We start from the raw sequence: 19,463 nt of genomic DNA, 5'->3' as shown, positions 1-19,463 counted from the left end.
GCACGTACCCCTGCGGAGGTGGCCCGGGGCCGGGTCGCCGGACCCCCCCGGGCTCCTCCGGCCTCAGTTCACGGCGATGTAGAGGCGCTGGCCGGCGGGCCGGTAGCCGACACGCTCGTAGATCCGCCACGACTCCTCGCCGGAGGCCTCCAGCCAGGTGACCTCGGTGCCGGTTTCGAACAGCCGCCGGGTCACCTCGGCGGTGATCGCGGACGCCAGTCCTCGGCGGCGGTACGGCGGGCGTACGGCGATGCCGGCCACCTCGCTGACCGCGCCCTCGTTCTGCGCGCCGATCAGCGCGGCCCGCTGCGGATCGGTGTCCGGCTCCCGCAGGTCGAGGCCGGCCGGCGTCGGACCTGCCCGCAGCGTGCCGGGCGTACAGATCAGGTACGTGTGCCGGGCTTCCACGGTGAAGCCGGCGGCGGTCAGCAGCGCCTCCAGATCGGGGGCGCACCTGGTGACGTACTCCAGGCGGGGCCTGCGGTCCGCGGCGTGGAACGCCGCGACCAGCGCGGTGACGTCGGCCGCGGTGACGGCGGCGCCGGGGCGCGGCGTCGCGTAGTTGATGTACGGGCTGGTCGTCGTCGGGTCGAGCCCGATCACGAAGGGCCCCACCTCGACCGGCGCGGGCCGGCGGGACAGGTTGACGACGACTGATTGTTGGATGCGGGCGTCCATGCTCAACGTGAGACCTCGATGCATGAGAGGAACTGCGACGGGCGGAGGAGACGTCGGACCGCTCCACCGTGCCGCGACCGCACGACGGTCATCCGTCGTGCGGTCGACACTCAGGCGGCCGCTCGGCCTACCCGGATCACAGGCGTCATTCCTTCATGCAGAGTGCCCACGCGCATCGCGGGGTCGCCGGCAACCATTCCTCATCTGACGCGAACGTGTCAATCGCCGGTCACCGGCGACGAGGACGGAGACGGCCGGGGTCCCGCTCCGGTGCCCTCGTCGAGGTCACCGGTGAGCGAGCCGGGGGCACGCATCCGCCACGCGTCGGTGACCAGCTCGGTCAGGCGCTCGACGCCGACGTGCGCCAGCCGCAGCATGACCAGGGGCAACCCGTCGTACGCGGGCGTGGTGAAGAAGAGGTCGGGCTCGCCGAGGAGCAACGCCTGCTTCTCCGCCTCGTCGCCCACGTACAGCACGGCGATGTCGGTGCGGATGCGGCGCGGTCTGCCGGGCCTACGCTCGGGGTAGGACCAGACGAATCCCTTGCCGGCGACCCGGAAGTCGAAGCCGTCGCTGTCGATCTCGACCACGTCTGGCAGCGACAGCGCCAGCCGACGGACGTCGTCCGCGTCAACCACGACGGTCACCCCGGAACCCCGCCTTCCACACCGGCACAGCCTAGCCACCGCGCCGCCCCGCGGTGGGCAGCCCATCAGCCCTCGGTCACGACCCTGGCCGTTCCGGACGGTCAGATGGTGAATCCGCCGTCGACGTTCACCGTCGCCCCCGTGACGTAGCGCCCGTCCGGGCCGACGAGGAACGCCACCGCGGCGGCCACGTCGGCCGGCTGCGCGTAGTGGCCGAGCGCGGTGAAACCGTTGATCGCGTCGGCGTTCGGGCCGTCGGCCGGATTCAGCTCGGTGTCCGTGGCACCGGGGTTCACCAGGTTCACGGTGATCGCTCTGCCGCCGAGTTCGCGCCCGAGCGCCTTGGTCAGGCCGATCAGAGCGGTCTTGCTCATCGCGTACAGCGAGAAGCCCGGGAAGACCGTCCGCTCGGCCACATTGCTGCCGATGTTGACGATCCGCCCGCCCGCCGCCATGTGGCGCACCGCGGCCTGCGAGGCGACGAACGGCGCCCGGACGTTCACCGCGACCGTCTGCTCGAACTCGTCGAGGTTCAACTGCTCCAGCGGCCCCAGCAGGAACGCGCCTGCGTTGTTGACCAGGATGTCCAAACGGCCCAGCTCGCCGGCGGCCCGGTCCACCGCCGCGATCACCGCTGCCGGGTCGGCGCTGTCGGCCCGTACGGCGATCGCCCGCCGCCCCGCCGCCTTGATCCGGTCCACCAGGTCGTCGGCGCGTCGTTGATTCTGCTGGAACGTCAGCGCCACATCGGCGCCGTCCTCCGCCAGGCGCAGTGCCACCGCCGCGCCGATGCCACGGCCACCGCCGGTGACGAGAGCTACCTTGCCGTCGAGTGCGTTGTTCATGGTGGAAAGCCTGGTCGACAACGGACCGGCTGTCCGGCGGGGATCGGACGCCGCATTCGCGTCGAGCCGCAGCTCGCTGAGCTGACCCAACCATCCCTCGTAGTACCAGCTCGGATCGCACGCGCACCTGGTGAACCGGAACCGCACCCCGTCTCGGTGTTCGTAGCCGACCGCCTGGTCGGCGAGCACGTCGTGGACGACCACCTCGGCGTCCGGAAGCGGCCCGGGCAGCGGCATCGCCCGGACGAGGCCGCGGCGGGCGTTCGTCGCTGGCGCACCGCGGGCGTCGGCGGTCCACCGGACGCGGACCAACTGAATGACGATCACCGCCCAGGTGTACCGCGATGCCCGGCGCCCGTCAGCCGGTTGCCGGCGAGAGTGTCGTAGGCGGCCGCTAGCCTGCCGGCGTGACGGAGATCGATATGGAGAAGGCTGCGCTGTGTGAGTTCCTCGAGTGCCAGCGGGCCAGCGTCCGGGCCATCCTGGCGGATCTGGACGAGACCGCGTTGCGGACATCCGTCCTGCCCTCCGGATGGTCGCCGCTCGGGCTGGTGGAGCACCTCGGGCACGCGGAACGCCACTGGTTCCAGGAGGTCTTCCGTGGTGCGGTGGAGCCCTTGCCCTGGCCGGATGAGAACACACCACTGCGCACGACGCGATCGCCGGCCGAGGTCTTCGCCTTCTACCGCGACCAGTGCGAGATCTCGGACTCGATCATCGCCGCGGCCCCGCTGACGGCGGCACCCGCCGGCCGGCATCCGGACGAGACGCTGGCATCGCAGACCACTGACCTGCGGCGGATCGTTCTGCACGTCATCGAGGAGACCGCCCGGCACGCCGGCCACCTTGACGTCGTACGCGAGCTGATCGACGGGCGCACCGGGCTCGGGCCACGCTGACCCGAGGGGGCGCCGGCTCGCACCGCTCTGATGACACCGCCCCTGCCGTCGGCCGTCGCAGCCCTTAGTCCTCAAAGGGCGCACAGATCGGTGATCAGGTCTCGATGGATGTCGGCGTCCGGCGGATGGGAGACGGCGCCGGCCCAGCGTTCCCACCGTCCGCCGGGTCCCAGGTAGCGGTCGGCGTGGGCCGTTCCGAGTCGCCGGTCGACATACCGCAGGGCGCCCAGCGCCCAGTGCTGGTCGTAGCGGAGGTCGAGTGCGGGCAGGTAGCGATCGAGGTAGGCGTTCAGGATCTCCGCGTCCGGGTGGTCGCCGAAGGCGGCGAGGGCGAAGCAGTAGCCCTGGCCGCTGAAGCAGACCTGGCTGTCCAGAAGCAGCTCGCCGACGGTCTGCCGGAACCGGCTACGCCTGTCGAGCCCAATGAGATAGGCGGCGACCAACCGTGAGCGCCAGTTCGGCAGGCCGCCGGGTTGGAGCAGGAAGACGAGTTCCTCGTCGCTGACGCGTCGAGCATCCTGGCGCAGGGCGTGCGCGACTGGAGCATTCTCCTCCGGCGCGTCCGGACGGACGATGCCACCGTGCAGGAGTTCCAGGTAGCGAGCGCTTCCCTGCTGCGACGGGGCGATGACGTAGCGGCGGGTGGTGCCGTCAGCCGGGTCCGGTATCGGCGGCGGATAGTCCACGGCGACATCATCCCGGATCGGTCAGCGGCGCACCCGGTAGCGCAGGTGCAGCACCCGGTCACCTGGAATCACCACGTCGGGATCCGCCAGCAGGTGCTGCGTGTCGACCGACCCGAAGAAGCGCTTGCCGGAGCCGAACACCACGGGTACGACGTCCATGCGTACCTCGTCGACCAGGCCCGCGGCGAGCGCCTGGCCGCCGACGTCGCCGGCGGCGACCTCGACGATGCGGTCCCCCGCGAGTTCCTGTGCCTTTGCCACGGCTGCCTCGACGCCGTCGACGAAGTGGAACGGCGCCGCTGGGTCCCAGCCCTCGGGCGGGGGCCGGTGTGTCACGACGACCACGTGGTCGATGCCGCTCGGCGGCGTCCCGTCCCAGCCGTCGGTCAGGTCGAAGACGTGCCGGCCGACGACAGTCACCCCGATGCGGTCCCAGTACGGCCGGACGTAGTCGTGGGACCTCTGCGAGACCGTCAACGCATCGCTGTCGTCCAGCGGGACGTCACCGCTTGTCAACCAGTCGAACAGCGGTCCGGGCTGGTCGTTGTCGTCCGCGACGAAGCCGTCCACCGACACCGAGCTGTACAGGACCACAGTGCCCACGCCGGCTCCCCTCTGCCTTGGATGCCCTCACGCTAGCGGGCCGTGAGCCGCAGTTCTTGTAGGAAATCAATCGGCCGGCAGCGGCCAGCCGTCCATCGCGTGGCCGGGGTGTTCGCGCAGGAACCGCCGCCGGACCTCGATGTACCGGGTCGGCGTGAGCCCGGTGAAAGCCCGGAACTCGTGGCCGAAGTGGGCCTGGTCGAAGTAGCCCGCGCGACCGGCGAGTTCGCCCCAGTCGACAGGTCCGGCGGGGTCGATCGCGAACACGGTGGCGGCGAAGCGGTGGGTGCGGGCCAGCCGCTTCGGCGTGACGCCGACGAGTTCCTTGAACCGCTGCGCCAGGTGGGTGCTGCTGACGCCGGCCGCCGCCGTCAGGTCACCGATCGCCACCGCACCGCTTGTCGCCGCGATGACGCCGCTCGCATGCCGCACGAGGCCCAGGCCGGTGGTCTCGGACAGCCGTCGCGTCAGATCCTCCTCGAGCAGCGTCAGCATCTCGTGCGGTCCGTCCGCCGCGGCCAGCCGGTCGCGCAGCTCGGCGACGGCGGGCCGGCCCCAGACCTGCTCCAGCGTCACCGGCCGGTCGCGCAGCTCGGCCGCCGGCATCGGCAGGAGCGGCGCCAGGCCCCACGGCTTGACGTGTACGCCGACGGACCGGGTCGGGCGCGGGTAGCCGAAGTCGAACGCGCGGGTGGGTGTGGTGATCACACAGCCGTCGGCGTACTCCGCGGTCTCGATGTCGGCGCCGCCGCGGATGCGGAACGGCGCCCCGAGGTTGACGATGAGCAGCGCCGCCGGCATCGGCGGCAGCGTCAGCCGGGCGTACGGCGGGGTGCCCTCCAGGTAGTAGAGGTCGTCGATCAGCCCGTCCAACGGCGGTCGCGGCACTCTGGACACGTACTCCACGCCCACAGCATCACGGACGCCGCGCCGTCACGGCCGGCGCCCCGCCGGACCGGACCATCGTCCGCGACGGGGCGGGAGCACCGTCCGGGTGCCCCACCGTGCGGTCAGGACGGCGCTACGATCCGGCGATGGTCGACGCGGGCGGTGGAGAGCAGCGGAGTGAGGGCCCGGTGTCCGACTGGACGCGGATCGCCGTCAGCTACTGCCAGTACGACGTGTCGACAGTGCCGGGGGAAACCGGCATGCCCATCTACACGGTCGGTGACAGTCTTCTGCACCTCGGCGGGCCGTACCAGTTCACCGGGTTCTGCGGCACCCACACGGGCCGGATCGAGGCACGTGTACGGGTCCTGCCCGGCCCGCCGGCGGAGGTCGAGGACGGGTGGGACGCCGTCAGTGAGGCGACCATCTGGAGTCCCGGCGGCCTGCTGTCGCTCGTCGGCCTGATGGGCGGCCCTCCGAACGCGCTCAGCGACGTCGCCGTCCCCCGCGGGCTGATCCGGGTGCGGGTGCATGCCCGCGACCGGTTGCACGAGACGGTACGCACCGACGACGACCCGCCCGAGCGGCACGAGCTGCACATCTGGGCGGTGACCGAGGAGTCGCGCCGGCGCACCGTGCTGGCCGACCCGGGTGGTCGCGCTTGGGAGCAGAAGCCGGCGACGGCCGCCGAGTGGGCCCTGCTGTCCCTGGTGCCGCGTCCGGCCGGCGGTCCGGCGATGCCGCCGCCGTGCGACGATGACGAGGACGATGACGACGCCGACCTGGACCGGGTGACTGTGGTCCGTCACCGGCCCGCACCGGTCGAGGTCCCGGCGGCGGTGCTTCCGGCCGGTGACCTGGCGATCCGGCTGGAACGGGTCGAAGACGAGACGCTGCGGTGGACGTGGACGGCAGCCGAGGAGCCGGGGTTCCCTGATCCGCTCGTCACCCTGCCGGACGACGAGCCGAGTACGGTGCGGCTGATCTCCGGCCCGGACGGCTTCACGCTGCGGCACGAGGGGGTGCGGGGCCGGGACGCCTTCGCCCTCGGCGTGATCTGGGACCACCTGCTCGACAGCCCGGGGTCGTACCCGTGGGTCGAGACGCTGCGCCGGCAGGCCGCCGAGGCGAACGAGACGTACCGGCGACGACCGTGAGCGCGGCGCACCTCGCCCTGACCTGATCGCCGTCGGAGGTCGCCACCGCGGCTGGAGCCGATGGCGTTGTCGGGCCACCTCGCTACCGTCCGGCTCTGCCGAAAATCTCGCGTTCTGCTGACCGCGAAGCGGTCCTCGCGAAGTGGGGTCCACGGGCCATGCTGACTCGATGGATTCGCCGAGACGCCTCACTGCCCAGGCCCTGCTCACGAACCTCTACGCGGCCTTCAACCGGCGTGACGTCCCCACGCTGCTGGCCGCCATGACGCCGGACGTCTCGTGGCCCAACGGCTGGGAAGGAGGCGTCGTTCGCGGCCGGGACCAGGTGAGTGACTACTGGCGCCGGCAGTGGGAGCAGCTCGATCCGACTGTCACGCCGACCGCGTTCCGCACGGAAGCCGACGGCCGCATCGCCGTCACCGTTCATCAAGTGGTCCACGACAAGGCCGGAGCGAAGCTCGCCGACCACACCGTCACGCACGTCTATCGCCTCGGCAACGGCCTGGTGACAGAGATGGAGATCCGGGAGTGACCGTTGTCGACGAGGGCTACCCGAGGAGCGCCGCCGCGGCGGCCAGGGTGGCCAGCGACAGCGTCGTGGTCACCACCACCGCCCGGTTGGCCACCGCCTCACCGACGCCGTACTCCTGGGCGAAGATGAACGTGTTCTGCGCCGTCGGCAGGCCCGCGCACACCACCACGGCGAGCAACTGCGGCGCGGACAGATGCAGGGCCAGGCCGGCCGCGTACGCGACGACCGGTTGTGCGACAAGCTTCAGCGCGGTGATCACGGCCAGTTCGGCGGGCTCGGCCGGCTCTGCCCGCGACGGCGCCGTGGGGTGCAGCGACGCGCCGAGCGCGACCAGGGCGGCCGGAACCGCGGCACCCGCAAGCAGCGTCAGCGACGCGTCGGCCGCCGACGGCAGACGCACTCCGGCGGCCGAGCACGCGACACCGAGCAGCGACGCCAGGATCACCGGGTTGCGTACCGGCAGGGAGGCGATCCGGCGGACCCGCACCCGCCCGGCCGGGTCGCTTCGCCGGTCCAGGGCGACCACGATCACGGGCGCCACCACCAGCACCTGCAGCAGCACCACCACTGCCAGGAACGACACGTCGCCCAGAACCTGCGTCGCGATCGGGATGCCGAGGTTCGCCGAGTTCACGTACCCGGCGGCCATGCCCCAGATCGGCCGTTCGCCGGGCTCGCGACCGAACAGCCGGCTCGCGCCGGCCCACCCGAACCCGACGACCGCGACGGTGCTCACCCCGAAGGCGAGCAGCGAGCGGCCGGCGAACCCGGACAGCGGCATCCGGGCCAGGGCCAGGAACAGGGCGGACGGCATCGCGAGCTGGAACACGAACCGGCCGAGCACCGACGCCGCCGCCTCGCCCAGCAGACCCCAGCGACACGCCGCGTAGCCGACCGCGGTGAGGATCCAGATCGGTACGAACGCCGACACCAGGCTCATCCGGCCGTCACCTGCGGACCTCGCGCCGGCTCGGTGACCGGCGGGCATCCGGGGCGTACGAGTCGAGAGAACGCGCCGACCAAGATCAGGTGGGCTGATCTGCCGCGGGTCGCGCGGGCACCTCGGTCACCGCGGCTCCCCCTGTCGAGCGGGTCGCGAGAGATCACTCAACCTGGTCCTCCGCACGCGTGATCAGCTCCCGCACCTGCTCCGATGAGAGCCGGCTGGCAACAGCTACCAGCCTGCCGATCTCCTGGCTCGCCGCGTAGGCCCCTTCCCTCGCGGAGACATCCACGACGGGCAATCCAGCGATCACCAAGAGGTCCGTTACCGGCATCTGCAAGGCAGGGGCGATGTCGTGGAGGACGTCGGCTCCTGGCGTGACGGCACCACTGAGAAGTCGCCGGATCGTCGATTCAGCTCGGCCAGAGGCACGGCTGATCGCTCGCGGAGTGAGACGACGGTTCGCCACGAGGCCACGCAGGATCGACGCGACGTCATGGTTCATCCGGGCAGCCTACCGGCGTGGACACTCTGGTCCGTCGACGCTGCGCGTCCGCCGAGCGCCTAGGATGGTCCCGGTGACCATCCCCGAACGGCGACCCACCGACGTCCCGACCGATAAAGCGCGGGTCGACGAGGCCCTGCGGTTGCTCTCCGGCGTGCCGGTCGCCCTCGATGTCGCCGTCAAGCGGCTCGCCCGTGGCAGCGGCGTCTACGCCTGGTGGGCTGCGCCGTCGGTCCTCCCCGACCTCCCCGGTCCGCCGAACGACAGCGACCCGTCGCGGCGGATGCTCTATCTGGGCCGGGCGACCAGCCTGCGGGGCCGGATCCTGCGTAACCATCTGAGGCGTTCGGGCAGCTCGACGCTGCGCCGCACGCTGGCCGGCCTCCTCGTGGCCGAGGGCTATCGGACGACCTGGACCGACCGCGTCGTCCTGGTGCCCGAGGACGAGGCACGGCTGACCGCGTGGATGCACGAGCACCTGCGCCTGACCTGGGCGGAGGATGCCGAGCCGGCGGACATCGAGGCCGAGCTCGTCCGGCGCCTGCACCCGCCGCTCAACGTCCACGGCGTCGACCCCGAGCACATCCAGGCAGCAGTGGTCGCCGCCAAGAACTCGTACAACGTCAGCAGCGGCCCGGCGCAGCCCTAGCGAACGCCGAAGCCCGGCACGCTGCTGGGATCACACGATCCGCCGGATGCGTACCCTCGGACGCTCGTTGCGCAGGTGACCCAGCTTGTGCTGGCGGACCTGCTCCTCCCACACCTCCTGGTCGTACTCCGGATCCGGCGCCGTCCACCGATGCGACCCGTCGCTGTAATGGAACTTCTCGTCGCCGGCCCGCAACACGCTCACCGCACCCACCCCAGGAACCGCCGGTGCAACGCCCCCGCCGGCGCCCAGCTCAGGTCCGCCGTCGCCCGCACCAGCTGCGCCCCGAGGTACACCGCCAGCGACACCGGCGCACCCTCGTACTCCGCAAGAAGCTCCCGCCGCCGCGTCACGCACGGCCACGGCGCACCGCACCCGCCGCACGTCCAGACCGGCAGCACCGGCCCGTGGGTGCTCACCCGCGCACCCCCAGAAAACGGGCGACGCTCGCGCGCGCCTGCCGGCTGGTCGCCCACGCGACCTGCCAGCAGGGGTACGGAGTCAGCCGCGCCCACCACAGCCGGCAACCGACGCACATCCCGTCCAGACCCCGTACGTGCACCGCCAGGATCGCCTGTTCCGCTGTGCTCACTGGTCCTCCTGCGACGGCCAGTGACCGCGATTGATCGGTACGCGGTGGCGGTTCCGGCACGGCAGGTCCGCCCCGCAGCGGCACACCCACCGCCACTTCCGCCACGACCAGGCCGGGCGATGCCGGCGTACGAGCGTCGACGCGACAGCGAGGAGGTAGCCCTCGTACGGCAGGCGCCGCTCGACGGGTGCGACGAAGTCTGCGTCCCGGCGCGGCGCTTGGGCCGCTGCCGACTCAACGGGCGCTGCCTGCGAGTGATCTGATTCAGCCAGCGCGAGGATCCGCCGCTTCGCCGCCTCCCATTCGGCTGTCTGCGCCTCCTGGCCCGTGCGGCGCCAACCGTTCCGCCCGCCCATCACCACCTCCGTCCGCTCCGGCGCGACGGATCACTTCACAAGGGAGTGCGGCGTCGCGCCCGGCAGGATGAGGCTTTTCCTCACCCGAAAACGGACACTAGGACCGCATGGTGATGGAGAAATTACCGCTGGTTATGCCGCCAGGTTGATGCCCAGCCGCCCTGCGAGCAGACGCAGTTCGTTCGGCACGGCCCGCCGCTTGGCTCGCTGCGCCATCGCGACGACCGCGTCCTGGGCGAGCGGGTTGAGGGAGAACGGCACCGGCGCGGCCTGCTCCGCGCGCACGAACGCCGCGATCGCCTCGTTGTCCCGGCGACCGGAATCGGCCAGTGCCCGCCCGAGGTCGAGCCAGTACGACATCTGCCGGATCGACGCTGCCAGCACCTGCGGCCGTACCGTGCGGGACAGCTCGATCACCCGGCCGGGCTCGCCGGACTCGGCGGCGATGGACATCTCCCACAGCGTCACGTTCGTCGGCCCGAACCCGCAGCCATTGAACCCCATGCCGTCCGCCGGGTCGCCAAGGGTCGCCGCTTCCCGGGCGGCCTCGGTCAGATGGTCACGCGCGACGTCCGGGCGCCCGCTCACTGTCGAGGCCAGAGCCGCCGACAGGTGCAACTGGCCGAGCATCTGCCGGACCCGCTCGTCGGAGGCGGCGGACTGAAGCTCCGCGAGCGACCGATCGGCCGCCCGCGCGGCGAGGGACGCCGACTCGATCGGCAGGCTCTGCGCGTACGCGAAGCGGGTCGCGCCCAGCCACGCCGCCTCCTCGACGTCCTCGGCCGCCGTCACCGCCACCCGCGCCGCGTTCAACGCCAAGTGGCGGTACCCGAGGTGCCGCAGGCAGGCCGACGCCTGGTACGCCACCTGGGCGAGCGCCGGTCCGCCCGCTGCGGCGGCCTCCAGCAGCAGTCCGGGCAGCATCTGGGCCATGGCCGGGAAGTTCGAGCGGTGGCGGAGCTGCTCACTGCGTGCGATGCCCGCCGCCAGTTCCTCGCGGCTGAGTGTCGACGGCCGCCGCTCGCCGTCCTCGATCTCGATGAGCGCCGACCAGATCGCTGGCACGCATTCCGCCGCGCGCTCACGTGCCGGGTCGCCTGTCTCGGTGCCCTGGCCGAGCAGGTCCGCGACCGTGATCTGCAACGCGGCGGCGACGGCGACCAGGGTGGAGCGCCTGTCGATCGTCTTACGGCCGGACTCGACCTGGGAGATGTAGGACTGGCTGACCCCGGCGAGCCCGGCGAGAACGGCCTGGCTCATCCCGCCCCGGCGCATCCGCCAGTAGCGAATCCGGGCACCGATCGTGTCGGCCTTGCTGGCCATGTCTCGCCTGCCTCCCAGGACGAGGGCTGGGACTCCGGCACCGGCCGGTAAGCCGGCATGCCCGTGCGCCAGTGTACGTGTGGCAGCGAATTCGCATCGGCACCGAGGTGGCTCCTAGCTGCTACTCCCCCACGCTCTGTGATCGACTGAGTGGACTGATCGGAGGTGCCGCCGACATGCCAACGCCGCCTGCCTACTTGGCTATCGCCGCCGACCTACGTGCCGCGATCCTGTCCGGAGAACTCCCCGCTGGAGCCAAGTTGCCGTCCGAGTCCGGCCTGATGCGCCAGTACGACGTGAGCCGGACCGTCGCCAAGTGGGCCGTCGCCGTGCTGAAGGGCGAGGACATCGTGTAGGTCGCGCCGGATCCGGCGTATACGTCCGAGACACCACCCGGCTGGTCCGCTCCCGGCTCGATGCCGAGCCGGGCGGCAATCCGTTCATCGGCCTGCTCGTGTCGGCTGTCGTGCTCCCACGTGCCCTGCTGGCCGGCACCGGCCGCGTCGCGGGCGAACGGGGAAGTCGGGCCGTAACCGGAGCGGACGTCGCGGCCTCGGGCATGCCAGTGATGCGGACGTCGTACCGCTTCCTCGCCGACGGCGAACCGATACAGCTTTCCGTGTCGTACGAGCCGCTTGCCGTCACCGAGGACACTCCGATCGAGTGGCCCGAGAACGGAGAGGTCAAGGGCGTCGTCGCCCGGATGGACACCATCGGCGTACGGGTCGACGAGGTCGTGGAGCGCGTCGGCCTTCGATCAGCGACGGCCGATGAGGTCAAGGCGCTCAACCTGCCGGCCCGCACGTTCGTGCACACCATCGAGCGGACCTACACCGCGAGCGGCACGCCGGTGGAGACCGCCGACATCGTGCTACCAGGTGGCCGATACGACCTCGTCTACCGTCTCCCCATCGACTGACAATCTGGCGAGGGGGATGCGATGTCGACAAGCTCGGCGGATGAGAGGGCACTTCCGATGGGCAACGATCCTCATGCAGGAGCCATGAGCTTCATCTTCGAAGCGGGCGTGCTTAAGCGCGCCGCCCGCACCGGCTGGTGGTTCGCCGGTGTGAAGCACCCCGAATCGATCGCCGAGCACTCGTTCCGCACGGCGCTCATCGGCATGATGCTCGCGGCCATGGAGGGTGCCGACCCGGGTCGCGTCTCGATCTTGTGCGTCCTGCACGACACGCAGGAGACCCGGATCACCGACATCCCGCACATCGCCAAGCGCTACCTCACCGCTGCGCCCAACACCGCCGTCACCGCCGACCAGGTCGCCGCGTGCCCGCCCGCGGTCGCCGACGTGATCACCGCTGCCGTCGCCGAGTACGAGGCCGGCGAAACTCTGGAAGCGGTCGTGGCCCGCGACGCGGACAAGTTGGAGTGCCTCGTCCAGGCGGTCGAATACCGGCATCAGGGAGTCGCGGACGTGCAGCGCTGGATCGACAGCTCGCGAGCCGCACTGCGGACTACGTCCGCTCACCGTCTTGCAGACGCTGCCCTCAGCGGTTCACCGATGGTGTGGCTGAACCCACTGCGCCTGTGATGCAGAGGTCGAACGCGAGCCCTTCGCATCTAGCTTCCGCATCCCCTGTCTCACATATACCGATCCGCCGACGACAATGCATACTTAACTCTCGCAGCATCCTGCGATATGAATTATCCGAAATATTGCCGGCGAGCAGCGACAAGATGCCTAACATAGATCCTGCAACGGCCCGAACCGACTGCTCTTGTGGACGTCCCGATCACTACGGGAGCGACATCTGGACCTCGCAGACACGCTCGTGTCTGCCGAGAAGCGGCATCAAAGGTTGAGGGCAAGCCCGAGCCATGTCCTCGATACCGACCAGTGACTCTGCTGGGCGACCGGTTGCTGGCAACGGATACATCGACATCTCACGCGGCCCGATCGGTCGCTTGCGGAGGCCGGACCGCTACTGCCACAGTCCGTCCATGACATGCGGCATCGAAGTCACTTGCCGAGCGGACGCGGGTGACCCGCGGGGACTCGCCTTCGCCGTACCCGGGAATACCCTCGATGCGCTCGGCGGAGTCGCGGACGTGCATCTCATGACCGTGCGGCCAGGCGCGGTTCGTGGCAATCATTGCCACGCGCGCAAGCGCGAGGTACTCGTGGTGCTGCACGAGGACGAGTGGGAGTTGCACTGGAGCACCCCAGGCGGCATACCGCAGAAGCGGGTCTTCCGGGGTGCCGGCGGGGTCAGCCTGACGGTGCACCCGGGGGTGGCGCACGCGATCCGCAACACCGGTACGGCAAATCTCATCGTCGCGGGCTTGTCGCCAGTGCCTTTCGACGAGGCCGACCCGGACACCGAGGCGGCGACATTGACATGAGCGAGGTCGACTTCCGCACATTCTGTCATATCAGCGACTATAAAGCGGCGGGCTATGCGAATCTGCACCGCCTGATAGCTGGCAGCAAACCGGTCGTGTTGTGGGCGCCGTCGAGTGCGATGCTTCGCGAGTACGGCAGCATCTCGGTGGACGATTTCCTGCACCTACTGAAGCACCGGCAGGTGCGCATCGTCGGACGGGAACAGTGGCTACTGGACCGCAGCTACCGTGACCTGCGTGCAAGGAAGTGGGACGCCGCAGCCTGGGACGACGAGGTCGACGGCGCAATCTACCGGATGTACATCCAAGATTTGCACGTTCCGGCCGAGGAGAAGCGGGTGATCATCGCGGATGAGGAGCTCGGGAAGGTGCGGGCGGAGCAAACGCTAACCGCCGACCCGGGACAGATCGACTTCTGGCAGGAGGTGCTCGACCGGCCAGACGTGGAAGACTACGTACCGGGCGGGACGCTGGAGGCGATCACCCGGGAGAAGATGGACCCGGAGGCCGCGACGCTCCGGATCCTACGCGACGCCTGGAACCACGGCCAGGCGGTCAAGGACGCCGACGCCGAGGTGCCGTTTCTGCTCAGCCGTACCGACACTCGCTTCCTAGACATTCTGAGCGCTGGCCGGTTCGGGCATACCCGCGCGCAAATGGACCTTCCGGCGCGATCCGCGTCCACGGACGCGCTGGCCGAGCAACTGCTCGGGGTACTGGCGCGGCTCGACGAATGCCGCGGTCAACCAAGCCTGCCGAAGTTCATCGCCGGCGACGGCCACAAGGAACTCATCGAGTGGCTCGTCACATACAAGATGCTGATTCAGCACGGGTCAACGATCGACGACAACGCGCTGATGCGCGACGTCGCGCAGAAGCTTCGGCAGGCCAAGCGCAGCGGATTCGGCAAGGCATTCGACAACCAGTTTACAAGGCTGATGGCTCTGGTCGGCGCGGCCGGGGCGACCGGTGCGGCCGTGCAAGTGGTCCAGGAACAAGGCCCACTGAACATTCTCGGTGTGGCGTGCGAGGCAATATTTCTCGGTGGCGCCGCAGCGAAGGCCTACGGCTGGGCGGCCGGCTCCTATGACGGCCCGCAATGGCCGTACTTGTTCAGCAACGGCACCAGGCCGAGCCGGCGGAGCCGCAAAGCAATGGTGGATCTCTTCGCAACTCGTTGACGAAGTCATGCGCCGAGCGCTGGGTGCCCACGTCGGCATGACTGTTGGTCAACAGCTTTCGACCGCCGTTCCTTCCATGACGCACAGCCTAAGGGACGTCTCGTAACTGGGTGAAGGCGTTGCGTGGGATGGGGCCGGTGGTCAGCCGGCGAGGATGATGTTGTGGAGGTTGGCGATGCCGGAAGCGGCGTCGGTCAATGTGTGGGCGGCGCGGCGGTAGTCGCGCAGGATCTTGAAGCACTTCATCCTGGCCAGGGCGTGTTCGACCCCTGCTCGGACGGTGCGGTGTTCGATGTTGAGGGCTTCCTTCCAGTCCGGCAGTGTGCTGCCGTCGGTGGGCTTGCGGTACGGCATGATCACCTCGGGGTTGCCGCGGTAGCCGCCGTCGGCCATCACCGGCCGCCCGTCCAGCTTCTCGGCAATGCCGGAGGTGCGGTAGACGATGGTGTCGTTGCGGTTGCCGGGCTGCGGGTCGCCGACGGCGATGACCAGGCGGGTGGAGGCGTCGATGGCGACCTGCAGGTTCGTTGAGTACCGGTAGTTCTTGCTCCGGGCTGCCAGGCGGTGATCGCGGGTGGGGATCAGGGTGCCGTCGACGATGGCGATCTGCTCGACCGGCCGTTTACGCACCGGCGCCAGGGCCAGCAGCGGCGCGAGGGTGTCGATGACCCGGTGCGCTGCGGAGTGCGACACCCCGAACAGCGGGCCGATCTGCCGCATGGTCAGGTTCGTGCGCCAGTAGGTGGCGACCAGCAGCACCCGATCGGCGAGATCCAGGGCCCACTGCCGACCCGGCCGGCCGTCGGCGATGCCGTCCCCGCCGCGTTCGGCGACCAGCCGGACCAGCTTGCAGAACTGGGCGGGCTGCAGCCCAGTGAACGGGAAGATCCAGTCAGGGTTGGCTGCGGTGATCACCTGCACCCAGGGATCCTGACCGATCGTCCTGACTAGACAGACACCGGGGTTACGAGACGTCCCTTAGGCTTGTGTCAATCGGAGGCATCGCGCCCGCGGCTCCCAAAGGGGGCGACCATGTCGCGTACGGATAAAGACGATCCACGTTCCCCGCGAACCGGCCTGCGGTCGCTGGTCGGCGGCGGAGGCCCACCGCGTTGGTTCGTCAACGCCATCTGGACCAGCAGGGAGCGCCAGGCCGCGAGAGTCGCATGCCGCAACGCCCCGAAGGGGCATCGCGGTAACGGGGTGGTCGACACCGTCCCGACCACCCGGCAACACCGACACGGTGCGCAGTGGCTCTGGTGGTGACGGCACCCGTCGGCCTCACGCAACCCCGAGCAGCTCAATACCAGCTCTCGCGCATGTCCAGCGTCGTCCGGTCCAGCCCTTCCAGCAGGTCGAACTGCGCCCCCACCTTCGGCAACTCCCACCGGTAGAAGTACCGCGCCGCCTGCCTCTTCCCCGCCAGGAACTCCCCCTCGGCCGCGTCCGGCGACCCGAGCGCCTCCACCACCAGCACCTGCTCCAGCCACATCCACGCGATCACCACGTGTCCGACCGCTTCCAGGTACACCGAGGCGTTCGCCAGCGCCAGCTCCGGATCACCAGGGGCCCACAACCGCCGCGTCACCACGGCGATCCGGTCCACCGCGGCGGCGAGCTGACCGGCCAGCTCCGAGGCGAATCCCTCGGCCTTCCAGGCCCGGCTCACGGTGCCGCGGATGGTCTCCAGCAGCAGTTCCAGCGCTGCCCCGTCGCGCATGGTGACCTTGCGGCCGAGCAGGTCCAGCGCCTGGATGCCGTGGGTGCCCTCGTGGATGGCGTTGAGCCGGTTGTCCCGCCAGTGCTGCTCGACGTCGTAGTCGCGGGTGTAGCCGTACCCGCCGTGCACCTGGATGGCCAGGTCGTTGGCGGCCAGGCACCACTGCGCCGGCCAGCTCTTGGTGATCGGGGTGAGCAGGTCCAGCAGCAGCTGCGCGCGCTCGCGGTCGGCCTCGGCGGGCGCGGTCTTCTGCTCGTCGAGCAGTCGTCCGCAGTAGAGCACCAGCGCGAGCGCGCCCTCCACGTAGCTCTTCTGCGCCAGCAGCATCCGGCGTACGTCGGGGTGGGCCACGATCGGCACCTGCGGTGTGGTCGGGTCCTTGTCGGTGACGGGCCGGCCCTGCGGGCGCTGCCGGGCGTACGCGACGGACTTCAGGTACGCGGTGTAGCCGAGCGCCGTGGCGCCGGCCCCGATGCCGATGCGCGCCTCGTTCATCATGTGGAACATCACCGCGAGCCCCTGGTGCGGCTGCCCCACCAGGTAGCCGACCGCCCCGGCCCGCCCGTACGGCCGGTGCACGCCCTCGCCGAAGTTCAGCAGCGTGTTGGTGGTGCCCCGGTAGCCGAGCTTGTGGTTGAGGCCGACCAGCACCACGTCGTTGCGCGGCCCGAGGTTGCCGTCGTCGTCGAGCAGCACCTTCGGCACGATGAACAGCGACAGGCCCTTCACGCCGGGCGGCGCGCCGGGGATGCGGGCGAGCACCAGGTGCACGATGTTCTCCGCGAGTTCGTGGTCACCGCCGGAGATCCACATCTTGGTGCCGACGATCCGGTACGTGCCGTCGTCCTGCGGCTCGGCCCGGGTGGTGAGGTCGGTCAGGGAGCTGCCGGCCTGCGGCTCGGACAGGCACATGGTGCCGAAGAACCGGCCCTCGACCATCGGGCGTACCCAGGTGTCGATCTGCTCGGCGCTGCCGTGGGCGAGCAGCAGGTTGGCGTTGCCGAGGGTGAGCATCGGGTACGCCGACGTGCCCACGTTGGCGGCCTGGAACCAGGCGAAGGCGGCGGCGGCCACCGTGTGCGGCAGTTGCAGGCCGCCGACCGACTCGTCCATGGTGGCGGCGAGCAGCCCGGTCTCGGCGAACGCCGCCAGGGCGGCCTTCACCTGCGGGATGGTCCGCACGCGCTGCCCGTCGAACGTGGGCTCGCCGGTGTCGGCGGCCCGGTTGTGCGGGGCGAAGCGTTCGGCGGCGACCCGCGCGGCGAGGTCCAGCACCTCGTCGACGGTCTCCCGGGAGTGCTCGGCGTAGCGGGGCCGCTCGGTCAGCCGGGTCACGTCCAGCCAGTCGTGCAGCAGGAACGCGAGGTCACGGCGGGACAGCAGCAGATCGGACGAGGACAACGTGGACTCCTTCCGGTCAGCCGCGGCGCAACCCGGCGACGGCCTCCCGCAGGTCATCCTGACCGATCGGAGCCGGTGGCGCACCCTCCGCCGCCTCCCGGAGTGCCTTGGCGAGTTGCACCCGCCGCAGCGCCTCCCGCAGGTCCGCGCCGGTCAGCCCGGCCGTGTCGGCGGCGAGGGCGGCCGGGTCGAGGTCGTCGGCGAACATCCGGAAACCGGGCCGCTCGTGCCGGTCGATCAGCTCGCGGACCATCTTGGTGAGGATCTCCGCGCGTCCGGCCTCGTCCGGCGCCGGAATGGCGATCTTCAGGTCGAAGCGGCCGGAGCGGATCAGCGAGGCGTCCACGCGCTGCGGGAAGTTGGTGGTGGCGACCACGATGACGTCGGGGTTCTCCTCGAACAGCGTGTTCATCTCCTGCTTGAAGATGCCCGCGACGGCGTTGACGGCCTGGCTGGCCGCGTCGCCGCCGGCACCCGCGTAGCTGATGATCGAGTCGAACTCGTCGAACAGCATCACAGTGGGCCGCCGGTAGCGGCGTGCCTCCCGGAAGATGCGCTTGATGTTGCGTTCCGAGCCGCCGAGGTACTTGTCCAGGATCTCCGGGGTACGGATCTCCACGAAGTCCGCGCCGACCTCGTTCGCCAGCGCCCGGGCCAGCATCGTCTTGCCGGTGCCCGGCGGCCCGTACATCAGGATGCCCTGCGGCCGGCGCGCACCCCACCGGGCCATCGCCGCCGGGTGCCGGAACGACACCGCCACCTCGCGGAACCGCGCGACCACGTCGGGCAGGCCGCCGACCTGGTCGAGGGTCACCGCCGCGCTGCGCGGCCCGGCCGCCGCGACCGGTCGCCGCCCCACGAGGTACGTCCGTCCGCGCAGCACCGTCGGCTCCTCGCTGTCGCCGGACAGCTCGCGTACGGCCTGGAGCAGCAGGCCCAGCATCGCCCGCAGGTGCACCGGATCCACGCCGGCGCTCGGTACGTCGGCGCGGATGCGTACCGTGCCGTTGTCCTGGTCGACGCGGGGCCGCAGCCCGGCCTCCTCGGCGGCGCGCAGCACCTCCCGCCCGGCCGGGTCGCGCGGCGGCGCGACGAGCGTGGCGACCGGCCGCGGCCAGATCCGCCGCCCGGCCTCCGCCGCGATCCGGCCCACCGCGGCGGCCGGGCCGTCGCCGCCGCGGGCGGCCAGCCGCTCGGCGAGCAGCAGGCCGACCGGCCCGGCCAGCCCGAGGGCGATCAGGCCCGCCGGTGCGGCCTCCACCCGGAGGTACGCCTCGAAGCGGTGCACCGGCGGCTCGGCGGCGGTGTCGGCGCGCACGGTGCAGCGGACCTCCCGCACCGGGGCGGGGAAGTCGCCACCGACCAGCAGGTCCACCGGCCCGTCGGTGGCGGCGACGAGCAGCCCGGCCGCGTCGGTGATGCGCACCTCGGCGCCGAGCAGCGGCACCGTCTCCTCGTCCGGCCGTACCTCGGTCATCGGCAGCCCTCTCCTCGCGG

At 70.7% G+C, this 19,463-nt stretch carries 23 protein-coding genes and 1 pseudogene; 9 read left to right on the top strand and 15 right to left on the bottom strand.

Annotated features, from left to right (window positions below; translation table 11 throughout):
- Positions 1-63 precede the first annotated feature (63 nt).
- The 3 genes from CLT75_RS05405 to CLT75_RS05395 all read right to left on the bottom strand — a co-directional run bounded on the left by CLT75_RS05405 (position 64) and on the right by CLT75_RS05395 (position 2,170).
- Entirely contained in the window at positions 64-678 is a 615-nt protein-coding gene (locus tag CLT75_RS05405) for a GNAT family N-acetyltransferase (RefSeq protein WP_135239773.1), read from the bottom strand.
- Positions 679-896: 218 nt separating this feature from the next.
- Positions 897-1,316, bottom strand: a complete 420-nt coding sequence (locus CLT75_RS05400; protein WP_209310433.1) for an MmcQ/YjbR family DNA-binding protein — start codon at positions 1,314-1,316, stop codon at positions 897-899.
- A 110-nt stretch (positions 1,317-1,426) separates the two neighbouring features.
- Complete coding sequence (locus CLT75_RS05395) at positions 1,427-2,170, bottom strand: 3-oxoacyl-ACP reductase family protein (protein WP_135243914.1); 744 nt, start codon at positions 2,168-2,170, stop codon at positions 1,427-1,429.
- A gap of 407 nt (positions 2,171-2,577) precedes the next feature.
- Between CLT75_RS05395 and CLT75_RS05390 the strand changes: the two genes are divergently transcribed.
- Positions 2,578-3,069, top strand: a complete 492-nt coding sequence (locus CLT75_RS05390; protein ID WP_209310272.1) for a DinB family protein — start codon at positions 2,578-2,580, stop codon at positions 3,067-3,069.
- 71 nt (positions 3,070-3,140) lie between these two features.
- On the opposite strand, the gene CLT75_RS05385 is transcribed toward CLT75_RS05390, so the two are convergent.
- The 3 genes from CLT75_RS05385 to CLT75_RS05375 form a co-directional block, all read right to left on the bottom strand.
- Positions 3,141-3,755, bottom strand: coding sequence for a DUF6000 family protein (locus CLT75_RS05385; protein WP_135239771.1), 615 nt, complete (start codon positions 3,753-3,755; stop codon positions 3,141-3,143).
- Positions 3,756-3,776: 21 nt separating this feature from the next.
- Complete coding sequence (locus tag CLT75_RS05380; protein ID WP_135239770.1) at positions 3,777-4,358, bottom strand: dihydrofolate reductase family protein; 582 nt, start codon at positions 4,356-4,358, stop codon at positions 3,777-3,779.
- Between the two features lie 66 nt (positions 4,359-4,424).
- Positions 4,425-5,264: a helix-turn-helix domain-containing protein gene (locus CLT75_RS05375; RefSeq protein WP_486485064.1), complete on the bottom strand. Its 840-nt coding sequence runs from the start codon at positions 5,262-5,264 to the stop codon at positions 4,425-4,427.
- Positions 5,265-5,392: 128 nt separating this feature from the next.
- Between CLT75_RS05375 and CLT75_RS05370 the strand changes: the two genes are divergently transcribed.
- Both CLT75_RS05370 and CLT75_RS05365 read left to right on the top strand, forming a co-directional pair.
- Positions 5,393-6,403: a hypothetical protein gene (locus CLT75_RS05370; protein ID WP_135239769.1), complete on the top strand. Its 1,011-nt coding sequence runs from the start codon at positions 5,393-5,395 to the stop codon at positions 6,401-6,403.
- 169 nt (positions 6,404-6,572) lie between these two features.
- Complete coding sequence (locus CLT75_RS05365) at positions 6,573-6,935, top strand: nuclear transport factor 2 family protein (RefSeq protein ID WP_135239768.1); 363 nt, start codon at positions 6,573-6,575, stop codon at positions 6,933-6,935.
- Positions 6,936-6,951: 16 nt separating this feature from the next.
- Here CLT75_RS05365 and CLT75_RS05360 read toward each other — a convergent pair whose 3' ends face one another.
- Entirely contained in the window at positions 6,952-7,875 is a 924-nt protein-coding gene (locus tag CLT75_RS05360) for an AEC family transporter (RefSeq protein ID WP_135239767.1), read from the bottom strand.
- Positions 7,876-8,038: 163 nt separating this feature from the next.
- Positions 8,039-8,383, bottom strand: coding sequence for a helix-turn-helix domain-containing protein (locus CLT75_RS05355; RefSeq protein ID WP_135239766.1), 345 nt, complete (start codon positions 8,381-8,383; stop codon positions 8,039-8,041).
- 64 nt (positions 8,384-8,447) lie between these two features.
- On the opposite strand from CLT75_RS05355, the gene CLT75_RS05350 reads away from it, so the two are divergent.
- Complete coding sequence (locus CLT75_RS05350; RefSeq protein ID WP_135239765.1) at positions 8,448-9,032, top strand: GIY-YIG nuclease family protein; 585 nt, start codon at positions 8,448-8,450, stop codon at positions 9,030-9,032.
- A 30-nt stretch (positions 9,033-9,062) separates the two neighbouring features.
- Here CLT75_RS05350 and CLT75_RS32540 read toward each other — a convergent pair whose 3' ends face one another.
- The 4 genes and pseudogenes from CLT75_RS32540 to CLT75_RS05335 all read right to left on the bottom strand — a co-directional run bounded on the left by CLT75_RS32540 (position 9,063) and on the right by CLT75_RS05335 (position 11,303).
- Positions 9,063-9,236 carry a hypothetical protein gene (locus CLT75_RS32540; RefSeq protein WP_167796883.1) on the bottom strand — a complete coding sequence of 58 codons (174 nt, stop codon included), beginning with the start codon at positions 9,234-9,236 and terminating at the stop codon, positions 9,063-9,065.
- Positions 9,233-9,451 (bottom strand): hypothetical protein, encoded by a 219-nt coding sequence (locus CLT75_RS05345; protein ID WP_135239764.1) that lies wholly within the window; start codon positions 9,449-9,451, stop codon positions 9,233-9,235. Before CLT75_RS05345 ends, CLT75_RS32540 begins: the two co-directional genes overlap by 4 nt.
- Positions 9,448-9,807, bottom strand: a pseudogene (locus tag CLT75_RS05340) (hypothetical protein); the annotation flags it as partial. The gene CLT75_RS05345 and the pseudogene CLT75_RS05340, both read right to left, overlap by 4 nt.
- Before the next feature lie 305 nt (positions 9,808-10,112).
- Positions 10,113-11,303: a helix-turn-helix domain-containing protein gene (locus tag CLT75_RS05335; protein ID WP_135239763.1), complete on the bottom strand. Its 1,191-nt coding sequence runs from the start codon at positions 11,301-11,303 to the stop codon at positions 10,113-10,115.
- 176 nt (positions 11,304-11,479) lie between these two features.
- Between CLT75_RS05335 and CLT75_RS05330 the strand changes: the two genes are divergently transcribed.
- From CLT75_RS05330 to CLT75_RS05310, 5 genes are all read left to right on the top strand, one after another.
- Complete coding sequence (locus CLT75_RS05330; protein WP_135239762.1) at positions 11,480-11,659, top strand: winged helix-turn-helix domain-containing protein; 180 nt, start codon at positions 11,480-11,482, stop codon at positions 11,657-11,659.
- Entirely contained in the window at positions 11,620-12,222 is a 603-nt protein-coding gene (locus CLT75_RS05325) for a UTRA domain-containing protein (RefSeq protein WP_135239761.1), read from the top strand. Before CLT75_RS05330 ends, CLT75_RS05325 begins: the two co-directional genes overlap by 40 nt.
- A 57-nt stretch (positions 12,223-12,279) precedes the next feature.
- A complete protein-coding gene (locus CLT75_RS05320; RefSeq protein WP_135239760.1) occupies positions 12,280-12,852 on the top strand; it encodes an HD domain-containing protein in 573 nt (190 codons plus the stop codon).
- A 410-nt stretch (positions 12,853-13,262) separates the two neighbouring features.
- Entirely contained in the window at positions 13,263-13,664 is a 402-nt protein-coding gene (locus tag CLT75_RS05315) for a polysaccharide biosynthesis C-terminal domain-containing protein (RefSeq protein ID WP_135239759.1), read from the top strand.
- A complete protein-coding gene (locus tag CLT75_RS05310) occupies positions 13,661-14,845 on the top strand; it encodes a hypothetical protein (protein WP_135239758.1) in 1,185 nt (394 codons plus the stop codon). Before CLT75_RS05315 ends, CLT75_RS05310 begins: the two co-directional genes overlap by 4 nt.
- Before the next feature lie 141 nt (positions 14,846-14,986).
- Here CLT75_RS05310 and CLT75_RS05305 read toward each other — a convergent pair whose 3' ends face one another.
- The 3 genes from CLT75_RS05305 to CLT75_RS05295 form a co-directional block, all read right to left on the bottom strand.
- Positions 14,987-15,766, bottom strand: a complete 780-nt coding sequence (locus tag CLT75_RS05305; RefSeq protein WP_030275477.1) for an IS5/IS1182 family transposase — start codon at positions 15,764-15,766, stop codon at positions 14,987-14,989.
- A 379-nt stretch (positions 15,767-16,145) separates the two neighbouring features.
- Entirely contained in the window at positions 16,146-17,966 is a 1,821-nt protein-coding gene (locus CLT75_RS05300; protein WP_135239757.1) for an acyl-CoA dehydrogenase, read from the bottom strand.
- 16 nt (positions 17,967-17,982) lie between these two features.
- On the bottom strand, positions 17,983-19,443 hold the full coding sequence (locus CLT75_RS05295; protein WP_135239756.1) for an ATP-binding protein: 1,461 nt from the start codon (positions 19,441-19,443) through the stop codon (positions 17,983-17,985).
- Positions 19,444-19,463: the final 20 nt, after the last annotated feature.

Source organism: Micromonospora sp. CNZ285, assembly GCF_004637285.1.
The sequence above is the reverse complement of the archived record's forward strand: the minus strand, read 5'-3'. Positions and strand labels throughout refer to the sequence as shown.